Below are 19340 nucleotides of genomic sequence, written 5' to 3'. Positions count from 1 at the left end.
GGCCGGGAATGGTAGCACAAACCCGGCCCGGAGTGCGATCAGCGACCGTTCGTTACCAGCGAGACCATCATGTCGATATGCTCAGGGGAGTCGTTAAGCGCCGGAATGTACTCGTACTTTTCGCCGCCAGCCTCCAGGAAAAATTCCCGGTTTTGCACCGCGATCTCCTCCAGCGTCTCCAGACAGTCTGCCGAGAAGCCCGGCGACATCACCTGAATATGCTTCACGCCCTTCTCGCCGAGCATTTTGAGGGTTTCATCGGTGTACGGCGTCAGCCACGGCTCGCGGCCGAAGCGCGACTGGAAGGTCATCATCACCTTCTCCGGCGGCAGGCCGAGGGCGGAAACCAGCTCGCGGGTGGTATCGCGGCAGCGCTGCGGGTAATCATCCCCTTCATTGGCGAAACGCTGCGGGATGCCGTGATAGGAGAGCAGCAGCAGATCCGGCTCGCCGTGTTTTTCAAACGACGCGCGCGCGCTGTTGGCGAGCGCCTTGATGTACAGCTCGTTATCCGCGTAGTCGCGAATAAAGGTCACGCCCGGAATGCGGCGGCGGGTCGCCAGAATGCGCGCCAGCTCGTCCCAGACGGCGGCCACCGTCGAGCAGGAGTACTGCGGGTAGAGCGCCAGCACCACGATATGGTCCACGCCCTGCGCCAGCAGCGAGTCCACCGCGCTTTCCAGTGACGGTTTGCCGTAGCTCATGCCGAGCGCGACGGGCATCTCCGGCAGGCGGGCGGCCAGCGCCTTCTCCTGACGACGGCTGTAGACCATCAGCGGCGAGCCCTCTTCCATCCAGACGGACTGATAGAGTTTGGCGACGCGCGGAGAACGGATCGGCAGAATGACGCCACGCAGCAGCGGCCACCACAGCAGTCGCGGAAAATCCACGACGCGCGTGTCGCTTAAAAATTGTCGCAGGTAGCGTTTTACCGCGTCTGATGTAGGTGCTTCTGGAGTGCCCAGATTGGCAAGCAGGATGCCGGTTTTCGCCTGACTCATTCACGCCTCTTAACCATTTGAATGGTTGTCAATTGTAGCGGAAATGCGTTTAAACGAAACCCATTGCTGTAATAGGTAAGATGAGAATTTTTCTCACCCGGTGGCCCGGGTGAGAGAGATGCGATTAGCCGAGGATTTTTTCCAGCTCAGCACGCACGTCAGCCACGGCTTTGGTGCCGTCAACTTTGGCGTATTTGGTGTTACCCGCCTGCGCTTCTTTGGTGTAGTAGCCGATCAGCGGCGCAGTCATCTGATGGTATTCCACCAGGCGCTTGCGCACGGTCTCTTCCTGATCGTCTTTACGGGTGGTCAGCTCTTCGCCGGTCACGTCGTCTTTGCCTTCAACCTTAGGTGGGTTGAATTTGATGTGGTAAACGCGGCCAGAGGCAGCGTGTACGCGACGGCCAACGATACGGTCAACGATCAGCTCGTCCGGTACGTCGAACTCCAGAACGTAGTCCACGTTGATGCCCGCTTCCTTCATGGCGTCAGCCTGAGGAATGGTACGTGGGAAGCCGTCCAGCAGGAAACCGTTACGGCAGTCTTCCTGAGCAATGCGCTCTTTGACCAGAGCAATCACCAGCTCGTCGGTCACCAGCTTGCCTGCGTCCATGATGTCTTTCGCCTGTTTACCCAGCTCGGAGCCAGATTTAACAGCGGCGCGCAGCATATCACCGGTGGAGATTTGCGGAATACCGTATTTCTCCATGATGAACTGAGCCTGAGTTCCTTTACCAGCGCCCGGAGCGCCAAGCAGAATAATACGCATTGCGAAAATCCCCTCAAAAGTCGTTTCAATTTTTCAAAAGCGCTAAACAATACCACCAGAACGGGCATCGCTCAAGGAAGGCAGGAAGGCTGAAACGGTTAATGGGGGGAGATAATTTGGGATAGTGCGGTCTGGTGCCCTCACCCTGGCCCTCTCCCTCGGGGAGAGGGAGAAGACCAGGAGAGGCGTGGTCAGTTACGCCAGCAGCAGCGCATTCACACGTTTAATGAAGAGGTTAGGATCTTCCAGCGTGCCGCGCTCGGCCAGCAGGGACTGATCCAGCAGCAGTTCAACCCACTCGGCAAAGCGGGCGTCGTCCTGGGTGTCCGCCGCGCGTTTCACCAGCGGGTGATCCGGATTAAGCTCAAAGATATATTTCACTTCCGGTACCGCCTGGCCCGCCGCGGCGAACAGCTTCGCCATCTGGGTGCTCATTTCGTCGGCATCGGTCGTGACGATGGCCGGAGTGTCGGTCAGACGATGCGTGAAGCGCACCTCTTTCACGCGGTCGCCCAGCAGGGTTTTCACGCGCTCAACGAACGGCTCCAGCGCCTTCTCGGCTTCTTTCGCATTTTCATCCACTTCATCTGCCAGCTTGTCGATGGACTCATCGGCTTTGGCAACGGACTGGAACGCCTTACCGTCGAACTCGGTCAGGTAGTTCATCATCCACTCGTCGATGCGGTCGGAAAGCAGCAGCACTTCGATGCCTTTCTTACGCAGCAGCTCCAGGTGCGGGCTGCTCTTCGCCGCGGCGTAGCTGTCGGCGGTGATGTAGTAGATCTTCTCCTGCCCTTCTTTCATGCGGGAGATGTACTCTTCCAGCGACACGGTCTGCGCGGAGGAGTCGGTGTGCGTAGAAGCAAAGCGCAGCAGTTTGGCGATGGTTTCAACGTTCGCCATGTCTTCAGCCGGGCCTTCTTTCAGCACCAGACCGAACTGTTTCCAGAAGGTCTGGTATTTTTCCGCATCGTCTTTCGCCAGTTTTTCCAGCATCTGCAGCGCACGTTTGGTCAGGGCGTTGCGCAGGTTACGGGTGACGGTGCTGTCCTGCAGAATTTCGCGGGAGACGTTCAGCGGCAGATCGTTGGAATCGATCAGGCCGCGCACAAAGCGCAGATAGTTCGGCATGAACTGCTCGGCGTCGTCCATGATGAACACGCGCTGCACGTACAGCTTCAGGCCATGCTTGTGATCGCGGTTCCACATGTCCCACGGCGCCTGTGCCGGGATGTACAGCAGGCTGGTGTACTCCTGCTTACCTTCCACACGGTTGTGGCTCCAGGTCAGCGGGTCGGTAAAGTCGTGGGCGATGTGCTTGTAGAATTCGTTGTACTCGTCGTCTTTAATCTCAGACTTGTTGCGCGTCCACAGCGCCTGCGCCTTGTTGATTTTCTCCCAGGAAACCACGGTTTCACCGTCTTTCTCTTCCTGTTTTTCAATCTCTACCGGCAGCGCGATGTGATCGGAGTACTTGCTGATGATGGAGCGCAAGCGCCAGTCGTTCAGGAAATCATCTTCCCCTTCACGCAGGTGCAGGGTGATTTCGGTGCCGCGGTCCGCTTTGGTGATGTCATCAACGGTGTATTCGCCTTCCCCTTTGGATTCCCACAGCACGCCGTTCTCGGCGCTGTCGCCTGCCGCACGGGTGCGCACGGTGACTTTGTCCGCCACGATGAACGCCGAGTAGAAACCGACGCCGAACTGGCCGATGAGCTGGCTGTCTTTCGCCTGGTCAGAGCCCATGGACTCCAGGAACGCCTTGGTGCCGGATTTCGCGATGGTCCCGAGGTGGTCGATCACCTCGTCGCGGTTCATCCCGATGCCGTTATCGGCGATGGTCAGGGTGCGGTTCTCTTTATTAAACGAGACGCGCACGCGCAGCTCGCCGTCGCCTTCGTACAGATCCGGGTTAGACAGCGCGCGGAAGCGCAGCTTGTCCGCCGCATCCGAGGCGTTGGAAATCAGCTCACGCAGGAAAATTTCTTTGTTGGAATACAGGGAATGGATCATCAGGTGCAGAAGCTGTTTTACTTCTGACTGGAAACCACGGGTTTCTTGTCCTTTCATCTATGTCGACCTCAACAATGCCATTTAATGGGGTTTTAAAACGTTGAGGGAGAGATGGGGATACGGGGGGAAATTTTCAAGCGGAGGCGGCTCGCGCAGCCTCCGTTTGGTCAGAAAATAATCTTGTGACGTCCGGCCAGAGAGTGCGACAGCGTGGTGCCGTCGACCATCTCCAGCTCGCCGCCGACCGGCACGCCGTGGGCGATGCGGCTGGCGTCAACGCCATACTGCGAGCACAGTTCGGCGATGTAGTTGGCGGTTGCCTCCCCTTCCACCGTGGGGTTGGTGGCGAGGATCACCTCTTTGATGGTTTCAGACTCGAGACGCTGTTCAAGGCGGTCAAGACCGATATCGTCCGGGCCGATGCCGTCCAGCGGGGAGAGATGCCCCATCAGCACGAAGTAGCGCCCGGAAAACTGCCCGGTTTGTTCGATGGCGTAGATGTCCGCCGGACTCTCCACCACGCAAATCTGACCGTTTTCCTGACGACGCGGGTTCGTACAGATGTTACACACGTCCTGCTCGGTAAAGGTGCGGCAATCCGCACAGTGACCAATTTCTGACATGGCGCGGGTCAGAGCCTGCGCCAGGCGCATCCCGCCGCTGCGGTCGCGCTGCAATAGCGTAAACGCCATGCGCTGCGCCGACTTCGGGCCAACGCCCGGCAGACAGCGCAGTGCTTCCATTAACTGCGTGAGCAGCGGACTGGTTTGCATCAGAATGGCATCTTGAAGCCAGGCGGCAGCTGCATGCCGCTGGAAACGGAGGCCATTTTCTCTTTCTGGGTTTCGTCGATACGGCGAGCGGCATCGTTAAACGCGGCTGCAACCAGATCTTCCAGCATCTCTTTGTCGTCTTCGAGCAGGCTCGGGTCGATTTCCACGCGACGGCAGTTGTGCGCACCGTTGATGGTCACCTTGACCAGACCGGCACCGGACTCACCCGTGACTTCCAGCTGAGCGATCTCTTCCTGCATCTTCTGCATTTTTTCCTGCATCTGCTGAGCCTGCTTCATCAGGCCACCCAGACCGCCTTTTCCACCAAACATAGGCTTCTCTCTTCTTTCACGTTTAAGGATTACAACCGTAAGTCAGACTCACGATCAAATGGGGCGAATACTCTCTTCATCCAGATCGGCGTCGAAGAACCGGCGCAGGGTCTGAATGTTGTTATCCGCAATAATCGCCTCGCGCGCCTGCGCGAGCTTCTCTTCATAAATGGCCTGGCGCCACTCGAGCGGCGTTTTCACTGCCGGATTATCATCTTCAATGATAGTCAATTCAACCGGCGCACCCTGTAATGTGGCGAGCGCCTCGGCCAGCGCCTTTTGCGCGCCAGGGGAATTCAGGTGCCGCTGGCCCGGACGCAGGTGCAGACGCACCTGATTGCCGTCCTGCTCTTTCCAGGCATTCAGCGCGACCTGCTCGACCAGCTTCGGCAGCTGGAGTTTGCTGACCTCGGCGGCCCAGGCGTCGCGCGCAATGGACTCTTCGGCAAGCTTCGCGGCCAGCTCCGGCGTTTTTTCATGCTCCAGCGCCTTTTTCAGCGCTTTCGGCGTGGCAACCTCTTCCTTCACCGTTTCGGTAATGGTGGTTGCCTTCCAGCGGTAAGCCTCTTCTTTCACCGGGGCTTTCTGCTCGAGCGCGGACGGTGCCGGACGCGACTGTACGCGCTCCGTTACCGAGGCCAGTCGTTCAAGCGCGGCGTTGTTCACCGGCCGCGCTCTTCCTGGCGCTGCCGGTTCACTCTTTTTTGGTTTGGTTACTCCCTGCGCACGCTGCAGCTGGCTGCGCGCGGCAAGCACCGAACTGGTGGCATCCGACAGCGGTACGTTCTGCTGCGGTGGCGGCGTCGGCTGCGGCGGCACCTGCTGCGGTGACATCACCGCCGTCGGCGCAACCGGGGCGAAAGACTGTCGGGGCACGTCCGGCTCCGGCAGCGGCATGCGCGGGTGGAACGCCAGCGCGCGCAGCAGCGTCATTTCAACGCCCATCCTCGGATCCGGCGCAAACGGTAGCTCTTTGCGACCAATCAGCAGCGTCTGGTAATAAAGCTGCACGTCGGCAGGCGGCACGGTGCGGGCAAGCTCACGCATCCGCTGTTCAATGGCGGCCATATCCGCACCAATGGCGGAGGGAGAAAGCTGCAGCATTGCCACCCGGTGCAGCAGGCTGAGCATCTCAACCAGCAGCCCTTCCCACTCAATACCGCGGGCAGCGGCCGCGTTCACCAGCGACATCACGCGTTCGCCGTTAGCGGCAATCATCGCTTCGATAAGCGACAGCGCCTGATCGTCATCCAGCGTGCCGAGCATGGTGCTGACCGCCTCGGTGGAGAGTTTGCCGTCACCGCTGGCAATCGCCTGATCGGTCAGACTGAGCGCATCGCGCAGGCTGCCGTCCGCCGCGCGGGCCAGCAGCTGCAGGGCGCGCGGTTCGTGGACAATCTTCTCTTCGTCAAGAATGTGCTCGAGCTGCGCGCGGATCTGCTCAACGTCCAGCGCCTTCAGGTGGAACTGCAGGCAGCGCGATAAAATCGTGACCGGCAGCTTTTGCGGATCGGTGGTCGCCAGCAGGAACTTCACGTGCGCGGGCGGCTCTTCCAGCGTCTTCAGCAGGGCGTTGAAGCTGTGGCGCGAGAGCATGTGCACTTCATCGATCAGGTAGACCTTGAAGCGGCCGCGCGCCGGGGCGTACTGGACGTTGTCCAGCAGGTCGCGGGTATCTTCCACTTTGGTGCGCGAAGCGGCGTCGATCTCGATCAGATCGACAAAACGCCCCTGCTCGATCTCCCGGCAGTTATCACACACGCCGCACGGCGTGGCGGTGATCCCGGTTTCGCAGTTGAGACCTTTTGCCAGCAAACGGGCAATAGAGGTCTTACCGACGCCGCGGGTGCCGGAAAAAAGATAGGCGTGATGGATGCGACCTAGCGACAAGCCGTTCGCCAGGGCCGTCAGCACATGTTCCTGACCGACAACGTCAGCAAAGGTTTGTGGTCGCCATTTACGGGCTAACACCTGATAACTCATGGGCAGGCTCTGCAACGCTGGAAGGTGAATTTATGGAGGGGAATGCTATCACAACCTCACCCATTGAGCGAGGTTGTGAAAACCGGGATTAGTGACCCGGGAAAGGTACCAGGCTGTAGCTGGTAATGCCCTGTTTTTCCAGGCGCTGTTCACCGCCGAGATCGAACAGGTTGATGATGAAGGCCGCGTCGGTCACTTCCCCACCCAGACGGCGGATCAGCTTCACGGTCGCTTCAATGGTGCCGCCGGTCGCCAGCAGATCGTCGACCACCAGCACTTTGTCGCCAGGCTTGATCGCGTCAACGTGGATCTCCAGCTGATCGGTGCCGTACTCCAGCTCGTAGCTTTCTGCGATGGTTTCACGCGGCAGTTTGCGCGGCTTACGCACCGGCACAAAACCCACGCCCATTGCCAGCGCAACCGGTGCGCCAAACAGGAAGCCACGGGCTTCGGTACCTACTACTTTGGTGATCCCGGCGTTTTTGTAACGCTCAACCAGCAGTTCAATGCTGAGTGCGTACGCTTTCGGGTCTTCCAGCAAGCTGGTGACATCACGGAAAAGAATGCCAGGCTTTGGGTAGTCCTGGATGCTTTTGATGCTGTTTTTCAGATATTCAAGCTGCTGTGCAGTTGCGGTCATCGGTTTGTGCCTAAATGAAACAGTGTTACTCACAGCGCGCAACGAGTCGGCCAAGGCAACAATTGTTTAACCTTTGACCAGGCGCACCTGTGCTCGAAAACGGTCGAATTTACTGGCTGCGCGTGATAATTGCAACAGCCATGATGAGGCTTCAGTGCTTTTGTTGCTTTTCATCAACCACGGGGATCCGCCACATAAAGATAAGCAGGCAGGAGAGAATGATCAGCAGCAGGATCCGCACCCACATCATTTTCACCAGCCATAATGAAATGGCGAAGGTGATGAGGATCACCGCGATCGCGCGCGGCTTCGCACCAGGCGGCATGGCACGGTGTTTTTGCCAGTGCCGCAGGTAGCCGCCAAACCATGAGCGGTAGAGCAGCCAGTGGTGAAAACGCGGCGACGAGCGGGCGAAGCACCAGGCCGCCAGCAGGATAAACGGCGTGGTCGGCAGCAGGGGTAATACTACACCCAGCGTGCCCAGCACTACCGCAAGCCAGCCAATGATGATTAAAATAGTACGCTGCATAATGCGAATCGTTATCAAACTGAACGGCTACTTTACCACTGGAGAGCGCCTTGAAAACAGCACTGCTTCTTGAGAGGCTGCAAAATCAGCTGATCGCTCTGCGGGCGCAGGCCACGCCGCTGATGGGGCACGCCACGCTGAAGCCGCGCTTTGACCGGCAGCTTTTTCGTACCCGCAGCACCGTCATTCAGGATTACCTGTCTGAAGCGCAGACGAACCTCGACGAGCTTCGCCATGCGGTTGAGAATGAACAACAGGAACAGGTGGCGTGGCTTGCAGAGCATCTCACCGAGCAGATCACCGCACTGCATCGCGAAATCGCCGCCTGGCCGCTGCGCGCCTGGGACAGCGCCTCGCCGGGGCTCGGCAAATGGCAGCGCAAGCGGCTCGAGAACCAGGAGTTTGAGCGCCGGCTGTTTGAGATGAAGCGTGAACGCGAGGTGCGTCTGAACAACAGCGAAACGCTGGAAGAGCAGCAGCTATTGATGCGCGAGATTAGCGCGCTGGAAGGACGCATCGTCCGCTGCCGTCAGGCGCTGGATGACATTGAACGCGTCATAGAACGTTTGACCCGTTAACAGGAGCCACACCCATGTCACTGGAAAATGCACCCGATGAGGTCAAGCTGGCCGTCGATTTGATTATGCTGCTGGAGAATCATGAGATCCCCGCCGAGACGGTGCTTAAGGCGCTGGAGATTGTGCGGCGGGATTTTGAGGGGAAACTTCCCCCTCACCCTGCCCTCTCCCGAGAGGGGAGAGGGAAAATAGATTAAGCCGGAGTCGGGTCGTCACCCTTAATGTCGCGCTTCACTTCCGTATGCTCATCACCTTTCTCGTTACGCAGGTGAACCTCAAGCTGGTTAAAGGCGATATTAATATCGTTTTCACGGCACAGACGATCGATAGAGCGGTTAAGCTCATCCACCGTATAGCTGCGGTCACGCAGTTCACGCACGTATAAACGCAGCTCGTGATCAAGCGTACTCGGCCCAAAGGTGGTGAAGAAGACCGCCGGGGCCGGATCGTGCATCACTTTCGGATGCTCAGACGCCGCCTTCAGCAACACCTCTTTCACCTTATCTAGATCCGATCCATAGGCCACGCCCAGGCGGATCACCACGCGCGTCACCGTATCGGAAAGCGACCAGTTGATCAGACGCTCGGTCACGAACGCTTTGTTCGGGATGATCACCTCTTTGCGATCGAAGTCGGTGATGGTGGTCGCACGAATGCGGATCTTGCTGACCGTTCCCGAGAACGTGCCGATGGTGACGGTATCGCCGATACGTACCGGACGTTCAAACAGGATGATCAGGCCGGAGACAAAGTTACCGAAGATCTCCTGCAGGCCAAAACCAAGACCGACCGAGAGGGCGGCCGCCAGCCACTGCAGTTTATCCCACGAGACGCCAAGCGAGCCAAAGACCGTCATCGCTCCAACAATAATGATGACGTAGTTGAGGATCGTGGTGATGGCGTAGGACGCCCCCTGGCGAAGATTCAGACGTGACAGGAGCAGCACTTCGAGCAGGCCTGGCAGGTTGCGGATCAGCGCCCAGGCCACCACCGACGACACCAGCGCAAACAGCAGGCTGCCCATGGTCACGCTTTTCATGACCGCCGCGCCGGCTTCGGTTCCGTTGTATTGCCAGAGGGTAATACTGTCGAGATAGGCGAAAACGGTAATAAGATCGGACCAGATAGCCCAGAACATCACCGCAAACAGGGCGATCATCACCAGCATGGTGATGCGCAGCGTCTGCTGGTTAACCTGCTCCAGCGCGATGGTCGGCTCTTCCTGCGGCTCAGCGCCTTCGGCCCCCTCTTTCACCTGATGCTGACGACGCGCGATGGCGCGGCGATAGGCAATACGGCGTGCCGCCACGCTCAGGCCACGCAGTACGGTCTGATAGAGCAGGTTCCAGACGATCACCAGATAGACCGTTTCAATCCAGCGCCCGGACAGGCGCAGCGTGGTATAGAAGTAGCCCGTCGCCGTTAGCACCATCAGCGCCAGCGGAATGATCGCCAGCACCGTCACGGTGGCCAGACGAATATTGTGGGACTCTTTATCACGCCAGCTGTCGCGACACATCGGCCACATCAGGATCGCAATCAGCAGCAGGTTCAGCAGGATGACCAGCTGGCCCAGCACGTCATCCATCAGATGCAGCGGGGAAAGCTCAGAGACAACCGACCAGAAGTGCAGCGGCAGCAGCGCCAGGCTGATGCGCACGATCTGACGACGCCAGTGGCTGGTCAGCTGCGCTGGCATGTTGAAATGACGCACCGCCACGCCGTCTTTTTCCAGTACCTTCCAGCACAGGCCAAACACCAGCCAGAACAGCGCCAGTTTTTTACTGAACGCCCACAGCAGATCGCTGACGTTGAGCTGCATAGTGAGCAGAATCAGACCCACGGCCAGAATAATCAGGCACACCGGCAGGGCGCGAATAAGGTCAATCAGAATCGCTTTTGGCGTATGGAGCTGGCTATCGTTGCGCAGCTGCCCTACTTCGGAGGCCAGCTTCGCCTGGTATTTTTTCAGCCAGCCCAGACGCCAGCGGATGAGACCGGCAATCAGCAGCAGCGGCAAACCGGCCAGAAAAGCAATCATTACCGCAGGCCAGGCTTTCTCCCAGTTTACGGTGATCTTCATGCTCTTAATCTGCGTTTTCAGCGTCTCAGGGAAGGATTTAACCCAGTCCCAGTCCATCGGCTTGTTGCTGTTTACCCAGAAAATCTGCTGGGTCAGGATCTCCTGCAGACTTTTCGAGACGCTCACCAGCTGCTGCTGGTTGATTTGCAGGTTAATGGCCATCATCAGCTGGTTACCCAGCTGTTTATTGAGCTGGTCCAGCAGCTCGCGACGCATATCCACGACCTGGAGCAGCGCGTCGTGCACTTCCGGGTTCACGTCGCTGGAATGCCCCTCTTCAATTTTGGCGACAAAGGTATCGCTCTGGAAAAGGGCATCGCGCTGCTGGTTGACGTCAAACTGCTCCAGACGTAAATCCGCAATGCGGTTGGTCATGTCCTCCAACTCGTCGGCGGACGGAAGCGTCTGCTGCTGCTGGTAGAGAATACGCGACAGCAGGAGGCTGCCCTTCAGGACCGCGATCTGCTCTTTGATGTTGCGTTCCGCCTGCAGGGCGCGATCCAGCCAGTTCTTCACCTTGATATTTTGCTGAACCAGCGAGTTGCCGTTTTCCGTCGCCAGTATCAGGCGCTGACTGAGCTGATGGTTAGCCTCAAGCTCCTGTTTTACCAGCGGGTTGGCCTGAATACGGGCGGTTTCGTCAGGGGATACGGCCTCCTGGGCGGTTTTTTCCGTCAGGGTCAGGCGTTTGCTGTTAACCGCCTCCTGCAATAGCTGAAGCTGATGCTCCAGACGATTAATGTTCGCGGTGACGTAATCACGCTGTTTCTGCAGAGTGTCCTGCAGCACCGTATTCCCTTCCAGGCTTTTACGCTGCTGTTCGATCTGCGCATTGAGCAATGACTGCTGAACCAGCAGCAGGGTTTGCTGCGTCGGGCGCAGCGTGCCTTCGCCCACCGTCGTGCCGTTCAGGCGGTTGCGGATCTGCTGCAGCTGCTGAGATGCGGTATACATCGCATTTTGCACGCGCTCGGGCTGGGTTTGCAGGGAGACAAGCTGGCTGTTGTAGGTCGCGAGATCGGACTGCGCGGTTTGCAGATCGTCGAGCAACTGGGCAACGCGCGATTCCAGCTGGCGTAAGGAGAGCGTGGCGAGCGTTTTGCGCGTTTCGTTGTCGTTATCAACGTCACTCAGGGCATTCAGCGACTCCGTCGCTTTGCGCATGTTTTCAGGGGCCTGCGCCACCTTCTGACGAAGCTGGGCGGTTTCAGCCTTAACGCGTTCAATTTTATCCAGCGTTTCCAGCGTTTCCGTCAGATCCTGCTGCGTCAGTTTTTCCTGAGGAGAGAGTTCTTTTTGTTTGTTCAGCGTGTCGAGCTGCGACTGAACGTCAGCACGCGTGGGAATATCGTTGCTGTTATCGGCGCGGGCCCAGGTCAGCGGCGCCGTGGCGAAGAAAAACAGCATCGCAAAGAGCAATGCAAAAACAGGATGTTGCGAGCGATTGATGGGCAGCATAGTTGTGAATGATGTCAGAAGATGACCGAAAATAGTCCGGCGTGAAGAATATCACGCTCGTCAGATGCAGAATAGCGCGAACGTAAGCCTCTGAGATAAATCCTGGAAAGGGGTCAGGCCGTTAGCGAAGGCGCGTCGCTGCGCAGCGTCGGGCTAAGCTGTAGCATTTCCAGTAAAATCGCCACGTAGCTGCGAGCTTCCGCTTTAAGATCAAACGATTGCGGTGCAAAAAGCCAGTTTTCCATCAGACCAGAAATGTAGCTGCGCATCAGAATCGCCGCCCGACGGGTCAACAGATTGGCAGGTAGCAGTTTTGCCTCCATACAGAGGTTCAGGTTGTGCTCAATACGGTCATAGCTTTCCAGACTGAGGCTTCGTTGCGCCTGCTGCACGACCGCCATCTCGCCCACGAACTCGCATTTATGAAAAATAATCTCCATCATTAATCTGCGACGTTCTTCAACTACCGTTGCTTCAAGGATATATACTAATATTTCTCTCAATACTGAGAGTGGATCGTCTGGGAATTTTGCCCGATACTCACTCTCGAGATCGCTAATGCTGGACTCTGAAAGCTCCCAGATTTCACTGAACAGATCTGACTTGTTTTTAAAATGCCAGTAAATCGCTCCTCGCGTCACACCGGCGGCCTGAGCAATTTGCGCCAGCGAGGTTGCTGAAACACCTTGCTGCGAGAACAAACGTATCGCCACATCCAGAATATGTTGTCGGGTTTCCAGCGCTTGTTGTTTAGTTTTTCGTGCCATAGGTGAGTGAATTTACAGGAGTCAGATTTACATACATTTGTGAATGTATGTACCATAGCATGACGATAATATAAACGCAGCAATGGGTTTTAGACTCAGGACCCTTGATCAATTTGAAATCGGACACTCGAGGTTTACATATGAACAAAAACAGAGGGTTAACGCCTCTGGCGGTCGTTCTGATGCTTTCAGGCAGCTTAGCGCTAACAGGATGTGACGACAAACCGGCTCAACAAGGAGCTCAGCAGGCGCCAGAAGTAGGCGTTGTGACGCTCAAATCTGAACCTCTACAAATCACCACCGAATTACCCGGCCGTACAAATGCTTACCGCATTGCGGAAGTGCGTCCTCAGGTTAGCGGCATTATCCTGAAACGCAACTTCACCGAAGGCGGTGATGTGCAGGCCGGTGAGTCTCTGTATCAGATTGATCCCGCAACCTATCAGGCGTCTTATGAAAGCGCGAAAGGCGATCTGGCTAAAGCACAGGCCGCGGCTAAAATTGCCCAGCTGACGCTGAACCGCTATCAAAAACTGCTCGGTACCAAGTACATCAGTCAGCAGGATTACGATACCGCCCTGGCAGATGCCCAGCAGGCTAACGCCGCCGTGGTGGCAGCCAAAGCGGCCGTCGAAACCGCGCGCATTAACCTGGCCTATACCAAAGTGACCTCCCCTATCAGCGGTCGTATTGGTAAATCTTCCGTCACGGAAGGGGCTCTGGTGCAAAACGGTCAGACCACTGCGCTGGCGACCGTGCAGCAGCTCGATCCGATCTACGTTGACGTCACGCAGTCCAGCAATGATTTCCTGCGCCTGAAACAGGAGCTGGCTAACGGCACCCTGAAACAGGAAAACGGCAAAGCCAAAGTGGAGCTGATTACCAACGACGGTATCAAGTTCCCGCAGGAAGGGACGCTGGAATTCTCTGACGTGACGGTCGACCAGACCACCGGTTCCATCACCTTACGTGCGATTTTCCCGAACCCTGACAAAAATCTGCTGCCAGGTATGTTCGTTCGCGCACGTCTGGAAGAAGGAACGAATCCAACCGCCCTTCTGGTTCCACAGCAGGGTGTGACCCGTACGCCACGCGGCGATGCGAGCGCACTGGTTGTTGGGGCTGATAACAAAGTCGAAATGCGCAATATCACCGCCACCCAGGCGATTGGCGATAAATGGCTGGTGACGGAAGGTCTGAAAGATGGCGATCGCGTGATTGTTACTGGTTTGCAAAAAGTTCGTCCTGGCGCGCAGGTTAAAGCACAGGAAGTGAAATCTGACGATAAACAACAAGCTTCGGCCGCTGGCCAGTCAGAACAAACCAAGTCTTAACTTAAACAGGAGCCGTTAAGACATGCCTAATTTCTTTATCGATCGCCCCATATTTGCGTGGGTGATCGCCATTATCATCATGCTGGCCGGGGGACTTGCGATCCTGAAGCTGCCTGTCGCGCAATATCCAACGATTGCGCCACCGGCGGTGACGATTTCCGCAACCTACCCAGGGGCTGATGCAAAAACGGTGCAGGACACCGTCACTCAGGTTATCGAACAGAACATGAACGGTATCGATAACCTGATGTACATGTCCTCAAACAGTGACTCTACCGGTACAGTTCAGATCACCCTGACCTTCGAGTCAGGTACGGATGCTGACATTGCGCAGGTTCAGGTGCAGAACAAACTGCAGCTGGCGATGCCGCTGCTGCCGCAGGAAGTACAACAGCAGGGCGTGAGCGTCGAGAAATCGTCCAGTAGCTTCCTGATGGTTGTCGGCGTTATCAACACCAACGGCACCATGACGCAGGAGGATATTTCCGACTACGTGGGCGCCAACATGAAGGACGCCATCAGCCGTACGTCCGGTGTGGGTGACGTGCAGCTGTTCGGTTCTCAGTACGCAATGCGTATCTGGATGGATCCGAACAAGCTGAACAACTTCCAGCTGACGCCGGTTGACGTGATTAACGCCATTAAAGCGCAGAACGCCCAGGTGGCAGCCGGTCAGTTAGGCGGTACGCCGCCGGTGAAGGGCCAGCAGCTTAACGCCTCGATCATCGCGCAAACCCGTCTGACCTCCGCGGATGAGTTCAGCAAAATTCTGCTGAAAGTGAATCAGGACGGCTCGCAGGTTCGCCTGCGCGACGTGGCGAAAGTCGAGCTGGGCGGTGAGAACTACGACATCATCGCGAAGTTCAACGGTAAACCGGCTTCCGGTCTGGGTATCAAACTGGCGACAGGCGCGAACGCCCTGGATACCGCCACGGCGATCCGTGCAGAACTGAAGAAAATGGAACCGTACTTCCCGTCAGGCCTGAAGATCGTTTATCCGTACGACACCACGCCATTCGTTAAAATTTCGATTCACGAAGTGGTTAAAACGCTGGCAGAAGCGATCATCCTGGTGTTCCTGGTCATGTATTTGTTCCTGCAAAACTTCCGCGCGACGCTGATCCCAACCATCGCCGTTCCGGTCGTTCTGCTGGGGACCTTTGCCATCCTCGCGGCCTTTGGCTTCTCGATAAACACCCTGACGATGTTCGGGATGGTGCTTGCCATCGGCCTGCTGGTGGATGACGCCATCGTCGTGGTAGAGAACGTCGAGCGCGTCATGGCGGAAGAAGGTCTGCCGCCGAAGGAAGCCACCCGTAAATCAATGGGTCAGATCCAGGGCGCGCTGGTTGGTATCGCGATGGTACTGTCTGCGGTATTTATCCCGATGGCCTTCTTCGGCGGCTCTACCGGTGCGATTTACCGTCAGTTCTCGATTACCATCGTTTCCGCGATGGCGCTGTCAGTACTGGTCGCATTGATCCTGACGCCTGCGCTGTGTGCCACCATGCTGAAGCCGATTCAGAAAGGCGGTCATGGCGAGCATAAAGGGTTCTTCGGCTGGTTTAACCGCATGTTTGATAAGAGCACGCATCACTACACCGACAGCGTGGGCAACATCCTGCGCAGCACCGGTCGTTACCTGCTGCTCTATATCATCATCGTGGCGGGGATGGCGATCCTGTTCGTTCGTCTGCCAAGCTCGTTCCTGCCGGATGAAGACCAGGGCGTGTTCCTGACGATGGCACAGCTTCCTGCGGGTGCGTCGCAAGAGCGTACCCAGAAAGTGCTGGACGAAGTGACGGACTACTACCTCACCAAAGAGAAAGACAACGTTGAATCCGTGTTTGCGGTTAACGGCTTTGGCTTTGCGGGTCGTGGTCAGAACACCGGTATCGCCTTCGTTTCTCTGAAAGACTGGTCTGAACGTCCGGGCAAAGAGAACAAGGTTGAAGCCATTACCGGCCGTGCGATGGGCACCTTCTCGCAGATTAAAGATGCGATGGTGTTCGCCTTCAACCTGCCGGCGATTGTTGAACTGGGTACCGCGACCGGCTTCGACTTCCAGCTGATTGACCAGGGCGGTCTGGGTCACGAAAAACTGACGCAGGCGCGTAACCAGCTGTTTGGCGAAGTGGCTAAGCACCCTGACCTGCTGGTCGGCGTGCGTCCAAACGGCCTGGAAGATACGCCGCAGTACAAAATCGACATCGACCAGGAGAAAGCTCAGGCGCTGGGCGTGTCCATCAGTGACATCAATACCACGCTGGGCGCCGCCTGGGGCGGTAGCTACGTTAACGACTTCATCGACCGCGGTCGCGTGAAGAAAGTGTACGTGATGTCCGAGGCGCAGTACCGTATGTTGCCAAACGATATCAACAGCTGGTTCGTGCGCGGCAGCAATGGTCAGATGGTACCGTTCTCGGCATTCTCAACGTCACGCTGGGAATACGGTTCGCCGCGTCTGGAACGCTATAACGGTCTGCCATCAATGGAGATCCTGGGTCAGGCTGCGCCGGGCCGAAGCACCGGTGAAGCCATGAACCTGATGGAAGAGCTGGCGAGCAAACTGCCTTCGGGTGTTGGCTACGACTGGACCGGGATGTCCTATCAGGAACGTCTGTCCGGTAACCAGGCCCCTGCCCTGTACGCGATTTCACTGATCGTCGTCTTCCTGTGTCTGGCAGCGCTGTACGAGAGTTGGTCAATTCCGTTCTCCGTTATGCTGGTGGTACCGCTCGGGGTTATCGGTGCGCTGCTTGCGGCAACGTTCCGCGGACTGACCAACGACGTGTACTTCCAGGTAGGCCTGCTGACAACCATTGGCTTGTCGGCGAAGAACGCGATACTTATCGTTGAATTCGCCAAAGATCTGATGGAGAAAGAAGGCAAAGGTCTTATTGAGGCGACGCTTGAGGCTGTTCGTATGCGTCTGCGCCCAATCCTGATGACGTCACTGGCGTTTATCCTCGGCGTACTGCCGCTGGTTATCAGCTCCGGTGCGGGCTCCGGTGCGCAGAACGCGGTCGGTACGGGCGTTATGGGGGGTATGATCACCGCAACCGTACTCGCTATCTTCTTCGTACCGGTGTTCTTCGTGGTGGTTCGCCGCCGCTTCAGCCGTAAGAATGAAGATGTTGAACACGCGCATTCGGTAGAACCTCACTGATACCGGTTTCACATGATAAAAAGGCCGCATTAGCGGCCTTTTTCATTTTCAGAAAAAATCATAAATTACGCTTATTGTGATTCAATTTATTTTCTGCCATCTTAATTAGACATATCATAATTAACTGATAACTTAATCGGTGAATTCAGGATTTTTTTAATTTCATTTCCCCGCTTAAGCTATTAGGAATATTCCTAATAAGAAGTTCTGACAACGTGAAGTTCGAATCTGAACTTTTCTCGCCATTTTTGCTAAGCCAATGAAACGTAAGGAAGCGATAAAACAGCGCGTTAATTTGGATAAAAAAGGGGTGTCCAGGGTGGAACATTGCGTACATGCTCGCAGTCTACGGTTTTATTTGTAATTTTTCGTAATAGCGCGATGAAATCCAGGAAGGAGTGGCTTATAGTTAGGTTATCAGGAACACAGCACTCATGTAGCTAAGTCAGTTGTATCCATCCCGACAATGATGTTCGGTGAGTAAGAAATCACTCAGAAGGGGATGCGCTATGGACGAGTACTCGCCAAAAAGGCATGATATCGCGCAGTTGAAATTTCTCTGCGAATCCTTGTACCATGACTGCCTTGCCAACCTTGATGAAAGCAACCATGGCTGGGTAAACGACCCAACGTCTGCCATCAATTTACAGTTGAATGAGCTGATAGAGCATATCGCAACCTTCGCACTTAATTATAAAATTAAGTACAATGAAGATAATAAGCTCATTGAGCAAATTGATGAATACCTGGACGACACCTTTATGTTGTTCAGTAGTTACGGCATTAACGCCCAGGATTTGCAAAAATGGCGTAAATCGGGAAACCGGCTATTCCGCTGTTTCGTCAACGTGAGCAGAGCTAACCCGGTTAGCCTTTCCTGTTAAAATTATTACAATTACTAAGGTGAATTTATGTCTGATAAACCACTCACAAAAATCGATTATTTGATGCGCTTACGACGTTGTCAGTCAATTGACACCCTCGAACGCGTGATTGAAAAGAATAAATACGAGCTTTCTGATAATGAACTGGCCGTATTTTATTCAGCCGCTGACCATCGTCTTGCTGAGCTGACCATGAATAAGTTGTATGACAAAATCCCTACTTCTGTATGGAAATTTGTCCGTTAATCTTTGAAGGGTGTCTGTAGAGTTCTACGCCACGTTCTGAGTTTTTTACCTATCCCGTTATGTTCCCTGTGCCCAGGCCAGGTCTCCGTGTAAAACGTGTTCATCAGCAACAATGTTGTGACGACAGTCACATCGGCTTTTCGGGAACGTTCCCCTCTCGACCTGTTCCGATTACCCTGCGGTAATCATTTCCAGAGAGGTTTCCTATGAGCGCAGAAAAACAGAAGATGATTGCCGGTGAACATTATCGCCCCGGCGATGAGACGTTACGGGCCGACCGACTGCGGGCCCGCCATCTGGTTTACCGCTATAACCACACCGCGCCCGATGAAAAGACAGAACGCCAGAACATCCTGGCGGAACTTCTGGGGCAAAGCGAAGGCGCTTATATAGAACCGAGCTTCCGCTGCGACTACGGATACAATATTTATCTGGGCAAAAACTTTTACGCGAACTTCGACTGCGTGATGCTGGATGTCTGCCCTGTTCGCATCGGCGATAACTGCATGCTCGCGCCGGGTGTGCACATTTATACGGCCACCCACCCGCTGGATGCAGAGGAACGGAACAGCGGCGTGGAGTTTGGGAAACCGGTCAACATTGGGAATAATGTCTGGATTGGTGGCCGGGCGGTCATTAATCCTGGCGTCACGATCGGTGATAATGTGGTGGTGGCCTCCGGCGCCGTGGTGACAAAAAACGTCCCGGCTAACGTCGTCGTGGGCGGTAATCCGGCAAAAATCATCAAAACTTTATAAGGGCGCGGGGAGCCAACTGTTAT

17 protein-coding genes and 1 other annotated feature are annotated in these 19340 nt (G+C 56.0%); of the genes, 7 read left to right on the top strand and 10 right to left on the bottom strand.

Translation table 11 applies throughout. The features are described 5' to 3' along the window. Window positions 1-38: 38 nt before the first annotated feature. The 8 genes from hemH to ACHH0Z_RS12870 form a co-directional block, all read right to left on the bottom strand. Entirely contained in the window at window positions 39-1001 is a 963-nt protein-coding gene (gene hemH, locus ACHH0Z_RS12905) for a ferrochelatase (RefSeq protein WP_023343508.1), read from the bottom strand. Window positions 1002-1125: 124 nt separating this feature from the next. Beyond that, the gene (gene adk, locus ACHH0Z_RS12900) at window positions 1126-1770 is read right to left on the bottom strand and encodes an adenylate kinase (RefSeq protein WP_006809841.1); all 645 of its coding nucleotides are present in this window, start codon (window positions 1768-1770) and stop codon (window positions 1126-1128) included. Between the two features lie 195 nt (window positions 1771-1965). Beyond that, entirely contained in the window at window positions 1966-3840 is a 1875-nt protein-coding gene (gene htpG / locus ACHH0Z_RS12895) for a molecular chaperone HtpG (protein WP_045407954.1), read from the bottom strand. A gap of 110 nt (window positions 3841-3950) precedes the next feature. Next, window positions 3951-4556, bottom strand: coding sequence for a recombination mediator RecR (gene recR / locus ACHH0Z_RS12890; protein WP_008499298.1), 606 nt, complete (start codon window positions 4554-4556; stop codon window positions 3951-3953). Beyond that, window positions 4556-4888 (bottom strand): YbaB/EbfC family nucleoid-associated protein, encoded by a 333-nt coding sequence (locus tag ACHH0Z_RS12885; protein ID WP_003858972.1) that lies wholly within the window; start codon window positions 4886-4888, stop codon window positions 4556-4558. The genes recR and ACHH0Z_RS12885 overlap by 1 nt, the downstream gene beginning before the upstream one ends. Before the next feature lie 54 nt (window positions 4889-4942). Beyond that, on the bottom strand, window positions 4943-6871 hold the full coding sequence (gene dnaX / locus ACHH0Z_RS12880) for a DNA polymerase III subunit gamma/tau (RefSeq protein ID WP_045407956.1): 1929 nt from the start codon (window positions 6869-6871) through the stop codon (window positions 4943-4945). Then, window positions 5549-5613 (bottom strand) — a sequence feature (DnaX frameshifting element). (Overlaps the previous gene by 65 nt.) An 88-nt stretch (window positions 6872-6959) precedes the next feature. Then, a complete protein-coding gene (apt, locus tag ACHH0Z_RS12875; RefSeq protein ID WP_000127359.1) occupies window positions 6960-7511 on the bottom strand; it encodes an adenine phosphoribosyltransferase in 552 nt (183 codons plus the stop codon). Between the two features lie 151 nt (window positions 7512-7662). Beyond that, on the bottom strand, window positions 7663-8040 hold the full coding sequence (locus ACHH0Z_RS12870) for a DUF454 family protein (protein WP_008499296.1): 378 nt from the start codon (window positions 8038-8040) through the stop codon (window positions 7663-7665). 50 nt (window positions 8041-8090) lie between these two features. Here ACHH0Z_RS12870 and priC point away from each other — a divergent pair, with 50 nt between their 5' ends. Then, window positions 8091-8618, top strand: a complete 528-nt coding sequence (gene priC / locus ACHH0Z_RS12865; protein ID WP_021241631.1) for a primosomal replication protein N'' — start codon at window positions 8091-8093, stop codon at window positions 8616-8618. A 14-nt stretch (window positions 8619-8632) separates the two neighbouring features. After that, a complete protein-coding gene (gene rsmS, locus ACHH0Z_RS12860; RefSeq protein ID WP_023326812.1) occupies window positions 8633-8815 on the top strand; it encodes a pleiotropic regulatory protein RsmS in 183 nt (60 codons plus the stop codon). Here the strand turns inward: rsmS and mscK are convergent. Both mscK and acrR read right to left on the bottom strand, forming a co-directional pair. Then, window positions 8812-12159, bottom strand: a complete 3348-nt coding sequence (gene mscK / locus ACHH0Z_RS12855; RefSeq protein ID WP_023293140.1) for a mechanosensitive channel MscK — start codon at window positions 12157-12159, stop codon at window positions 8812-8814. The two genes, rsmS and mscK, sit on opposite strands and share 4 nt — an antisense overlap. A 113-nt stretch (window positions 12160-12272) precedes the next feature. After that, the gene (gene acrR / locus ACHH0Z_RS12850) at window positions 12273-12926 is read right to left on the bottom strand and encodes a multidrug efflux transporter transcriptional repressor AcrR (protein WP_008499291.1); all 654 of its coding nucleotides are present in this window, start codon (window positions 12924-12926) and stop codon (window positions 12273-12275) included. A gap of 140 nt (window positions 12927-13066) precedes the next feature. Between acrR and acrA the strand changes: the two genes are divergently transcribed. The 5 genes from acrA (at window position 13067) to maa (ending at window position 19317) form a co-directional block, all read left to right on the top strand. Further along, entirely contained in the window at window positions 13067-14260 is a 1194-nt protein-coding gene (gene acrA, locus ACHH0Z_RS12845) for a multidrug efflux RND transporter periplasmic adaptor subunit AcrA (protein ID WP_021241633.1), read from the top strand. A 22-nt stretch (window positions 14261-14282) separates the two neighbouring features. Further along, window positions 14283-17429, top strand: a complete 3147-nt coding sequence (acrB, locus tag ACHH0Z_RS12840) for a multidrug efflux RND transporter permease subunit AcrB (protein ID WP_008499289.1) — start codon at window positions 14283-14285, stop codon at window positions 17427-17429. 509 nt (window positions 17430-17938) lie between these two features. After that, window positions 17939-18313: an Hha toxicity modulator TomB gene (gene tomB / locus ACHH0Z_RS12835; RefSeq protein WP_008499288.1), complete on the top strand. Its 375-nt coding sequence runs from the start codon at window positions 17939-17941 to the stop codon at window positions 18311-18313. A gap of 27 nt (window positions 18314-18340) precedes the next feature. Further along, window positions 18341-18559 carry an HHA domain-containing protein gene (locus tag ACHH0Z_RS12830; protein ID WP_008499287.1) on the top strand — a complete coding sequence of 73 codons (219 nt, stop codon included), beginning with the start codon at window positions 18341-18343 and terminating at the stop codon, window positions 18557-18559. 206 nt (window positions 18560-18765) lie between these two features. Further along, complete coding sequence (gene maa / locus ACHH0Z_RS12825) at window positions 18766-19317, top strand: maltose O-acetyltransferase (protein WP_045407958.1); 552 nt, start codon at window positions 18766-18768, stop codon at window positions 19315-19317. The last annotated feature ends 23 nt before the right edge of the window (window positions 19318-19340 follow it).

Source organism: Enterobacter cloacae complex sp. 2024EL-00227 (assembly GCF_043945315.1).
GTDB classification, from domain to species: domain Bacteria; phylum Pseudomonadota; class Gammaproteobacteria; order Enterobacterales; family Enterobacteriaceae; genus Enterobacter; species Enterobacter roggenkampii.
This window is presented reverse-complemented; position numbering and strand designations above follow the sequence as displayed.

Bases quoted from the DNA above. Each gene is read 5' to 3' on its own strand.
- acrB (WP_008499289.1), top strand. From the start codon at position 14,283: ATGCCTAATTTCTTTATCGATCGCCCCATATTTGCGTGGGTGATCGCC.
- htpG (WP_045407954.1), bottom strand. From the start codon at position 3,840: ATGAAAGGACAAGAAACCCGTGGTTTCCAGTCAGAAGTAAAACAGCTT.
- hemH (WP_023343508.1), bottom strand. From the start codon at position 1,001: ATGAGTCAGGCGAAAACCGGCATCCTGCTTGCCAATCTGGGCACTCCA.
- rsmS (WP_023326812.1), top strand. From the start codon at position 8,633: ATGTCACTGGAAAATGCACCCGATGAGGTCAAGCTGGCCGTCGATTTG.
- dnaX (WP_045407956.1), bottom strand. From the start codon at position 6,871: ATGAGTTATCAGGTGTTAGCCCGTAAATGGCGACCACAAACCTTTGCT.
- adk (WP_006809841.1), bottom strand. From the start codon at position 1,770: ATGCGTATTATTCTGCTTGGCGCTCCGGGCGCTGGTAAAGGAACTCAG.
- acrA (WP_021241633.1), top strand. From the start codon at position 13,067: ATGAACAAAAACAGAGGGTTAACGCCTCTGGCGGTCGTTCTGATGCTT.
- acrR (WP_008499291.1), bottom strand. From the start codon at position 12,926: ATGGCACGAAAAACTAAACAACAAGCGCTGGAAACCCGACAACATATT.
- apt (WP_000127359.1), bottom strand. From the start codon at position 7,511: ATGACCGCAACTGCACAGCAGCTTGAATATCTGAAAAACAGCATCAAA.
- recR (WP_008499298.1), bottom strand. From the start codon at position 4,556: ATGCAAACCAGTCCGCTGCTCACGCAGTTAATGGAAGCACTGCGCTGT.
- ACHH0Z_RS12885 (WP_003858972.1), bottom strand. From the start codon at position 4,888: ATGTTTGGTGGAAAAGGCGGTCTGGGTGGCCTGATGAAGCAGGCTCAG.
- ACHH0Z_RS12870 (WP_008499296.1), bottom strand. From the start codon at position 8,040: ATGCAGCGTACTATTTTAATCATCATTGGCTGGCTTGCGGTAGTGCTG.
- maa (WP_045407958.1), top strand. From the start codon at position 18,766: ATGAGCGCAGAAAAACAGAAGATGATTGCCGGTGAACATTATCGCCCC.
- tomB (WP_008499288.1), top strand. From the start codon at position 17,939: ATGGACGAGTACTCGCCAAAAAGGCATGATATCGCGCAGTTGAAATTT.
- mscK (WP_023293140.1), bottom strand. From the start codon at position 12,159: ATGCTGCCCATCAATCGCTCGCAACATCCTGTTTTTGCATTGCTCTTT.
- ACHH0Z_RS12830 (WP_008499287.1), top strand. From the start codon at position 18,341: ATGTCTGATAAACCACTCACAAAAATCGATTATTTGATGCGCTTACGA.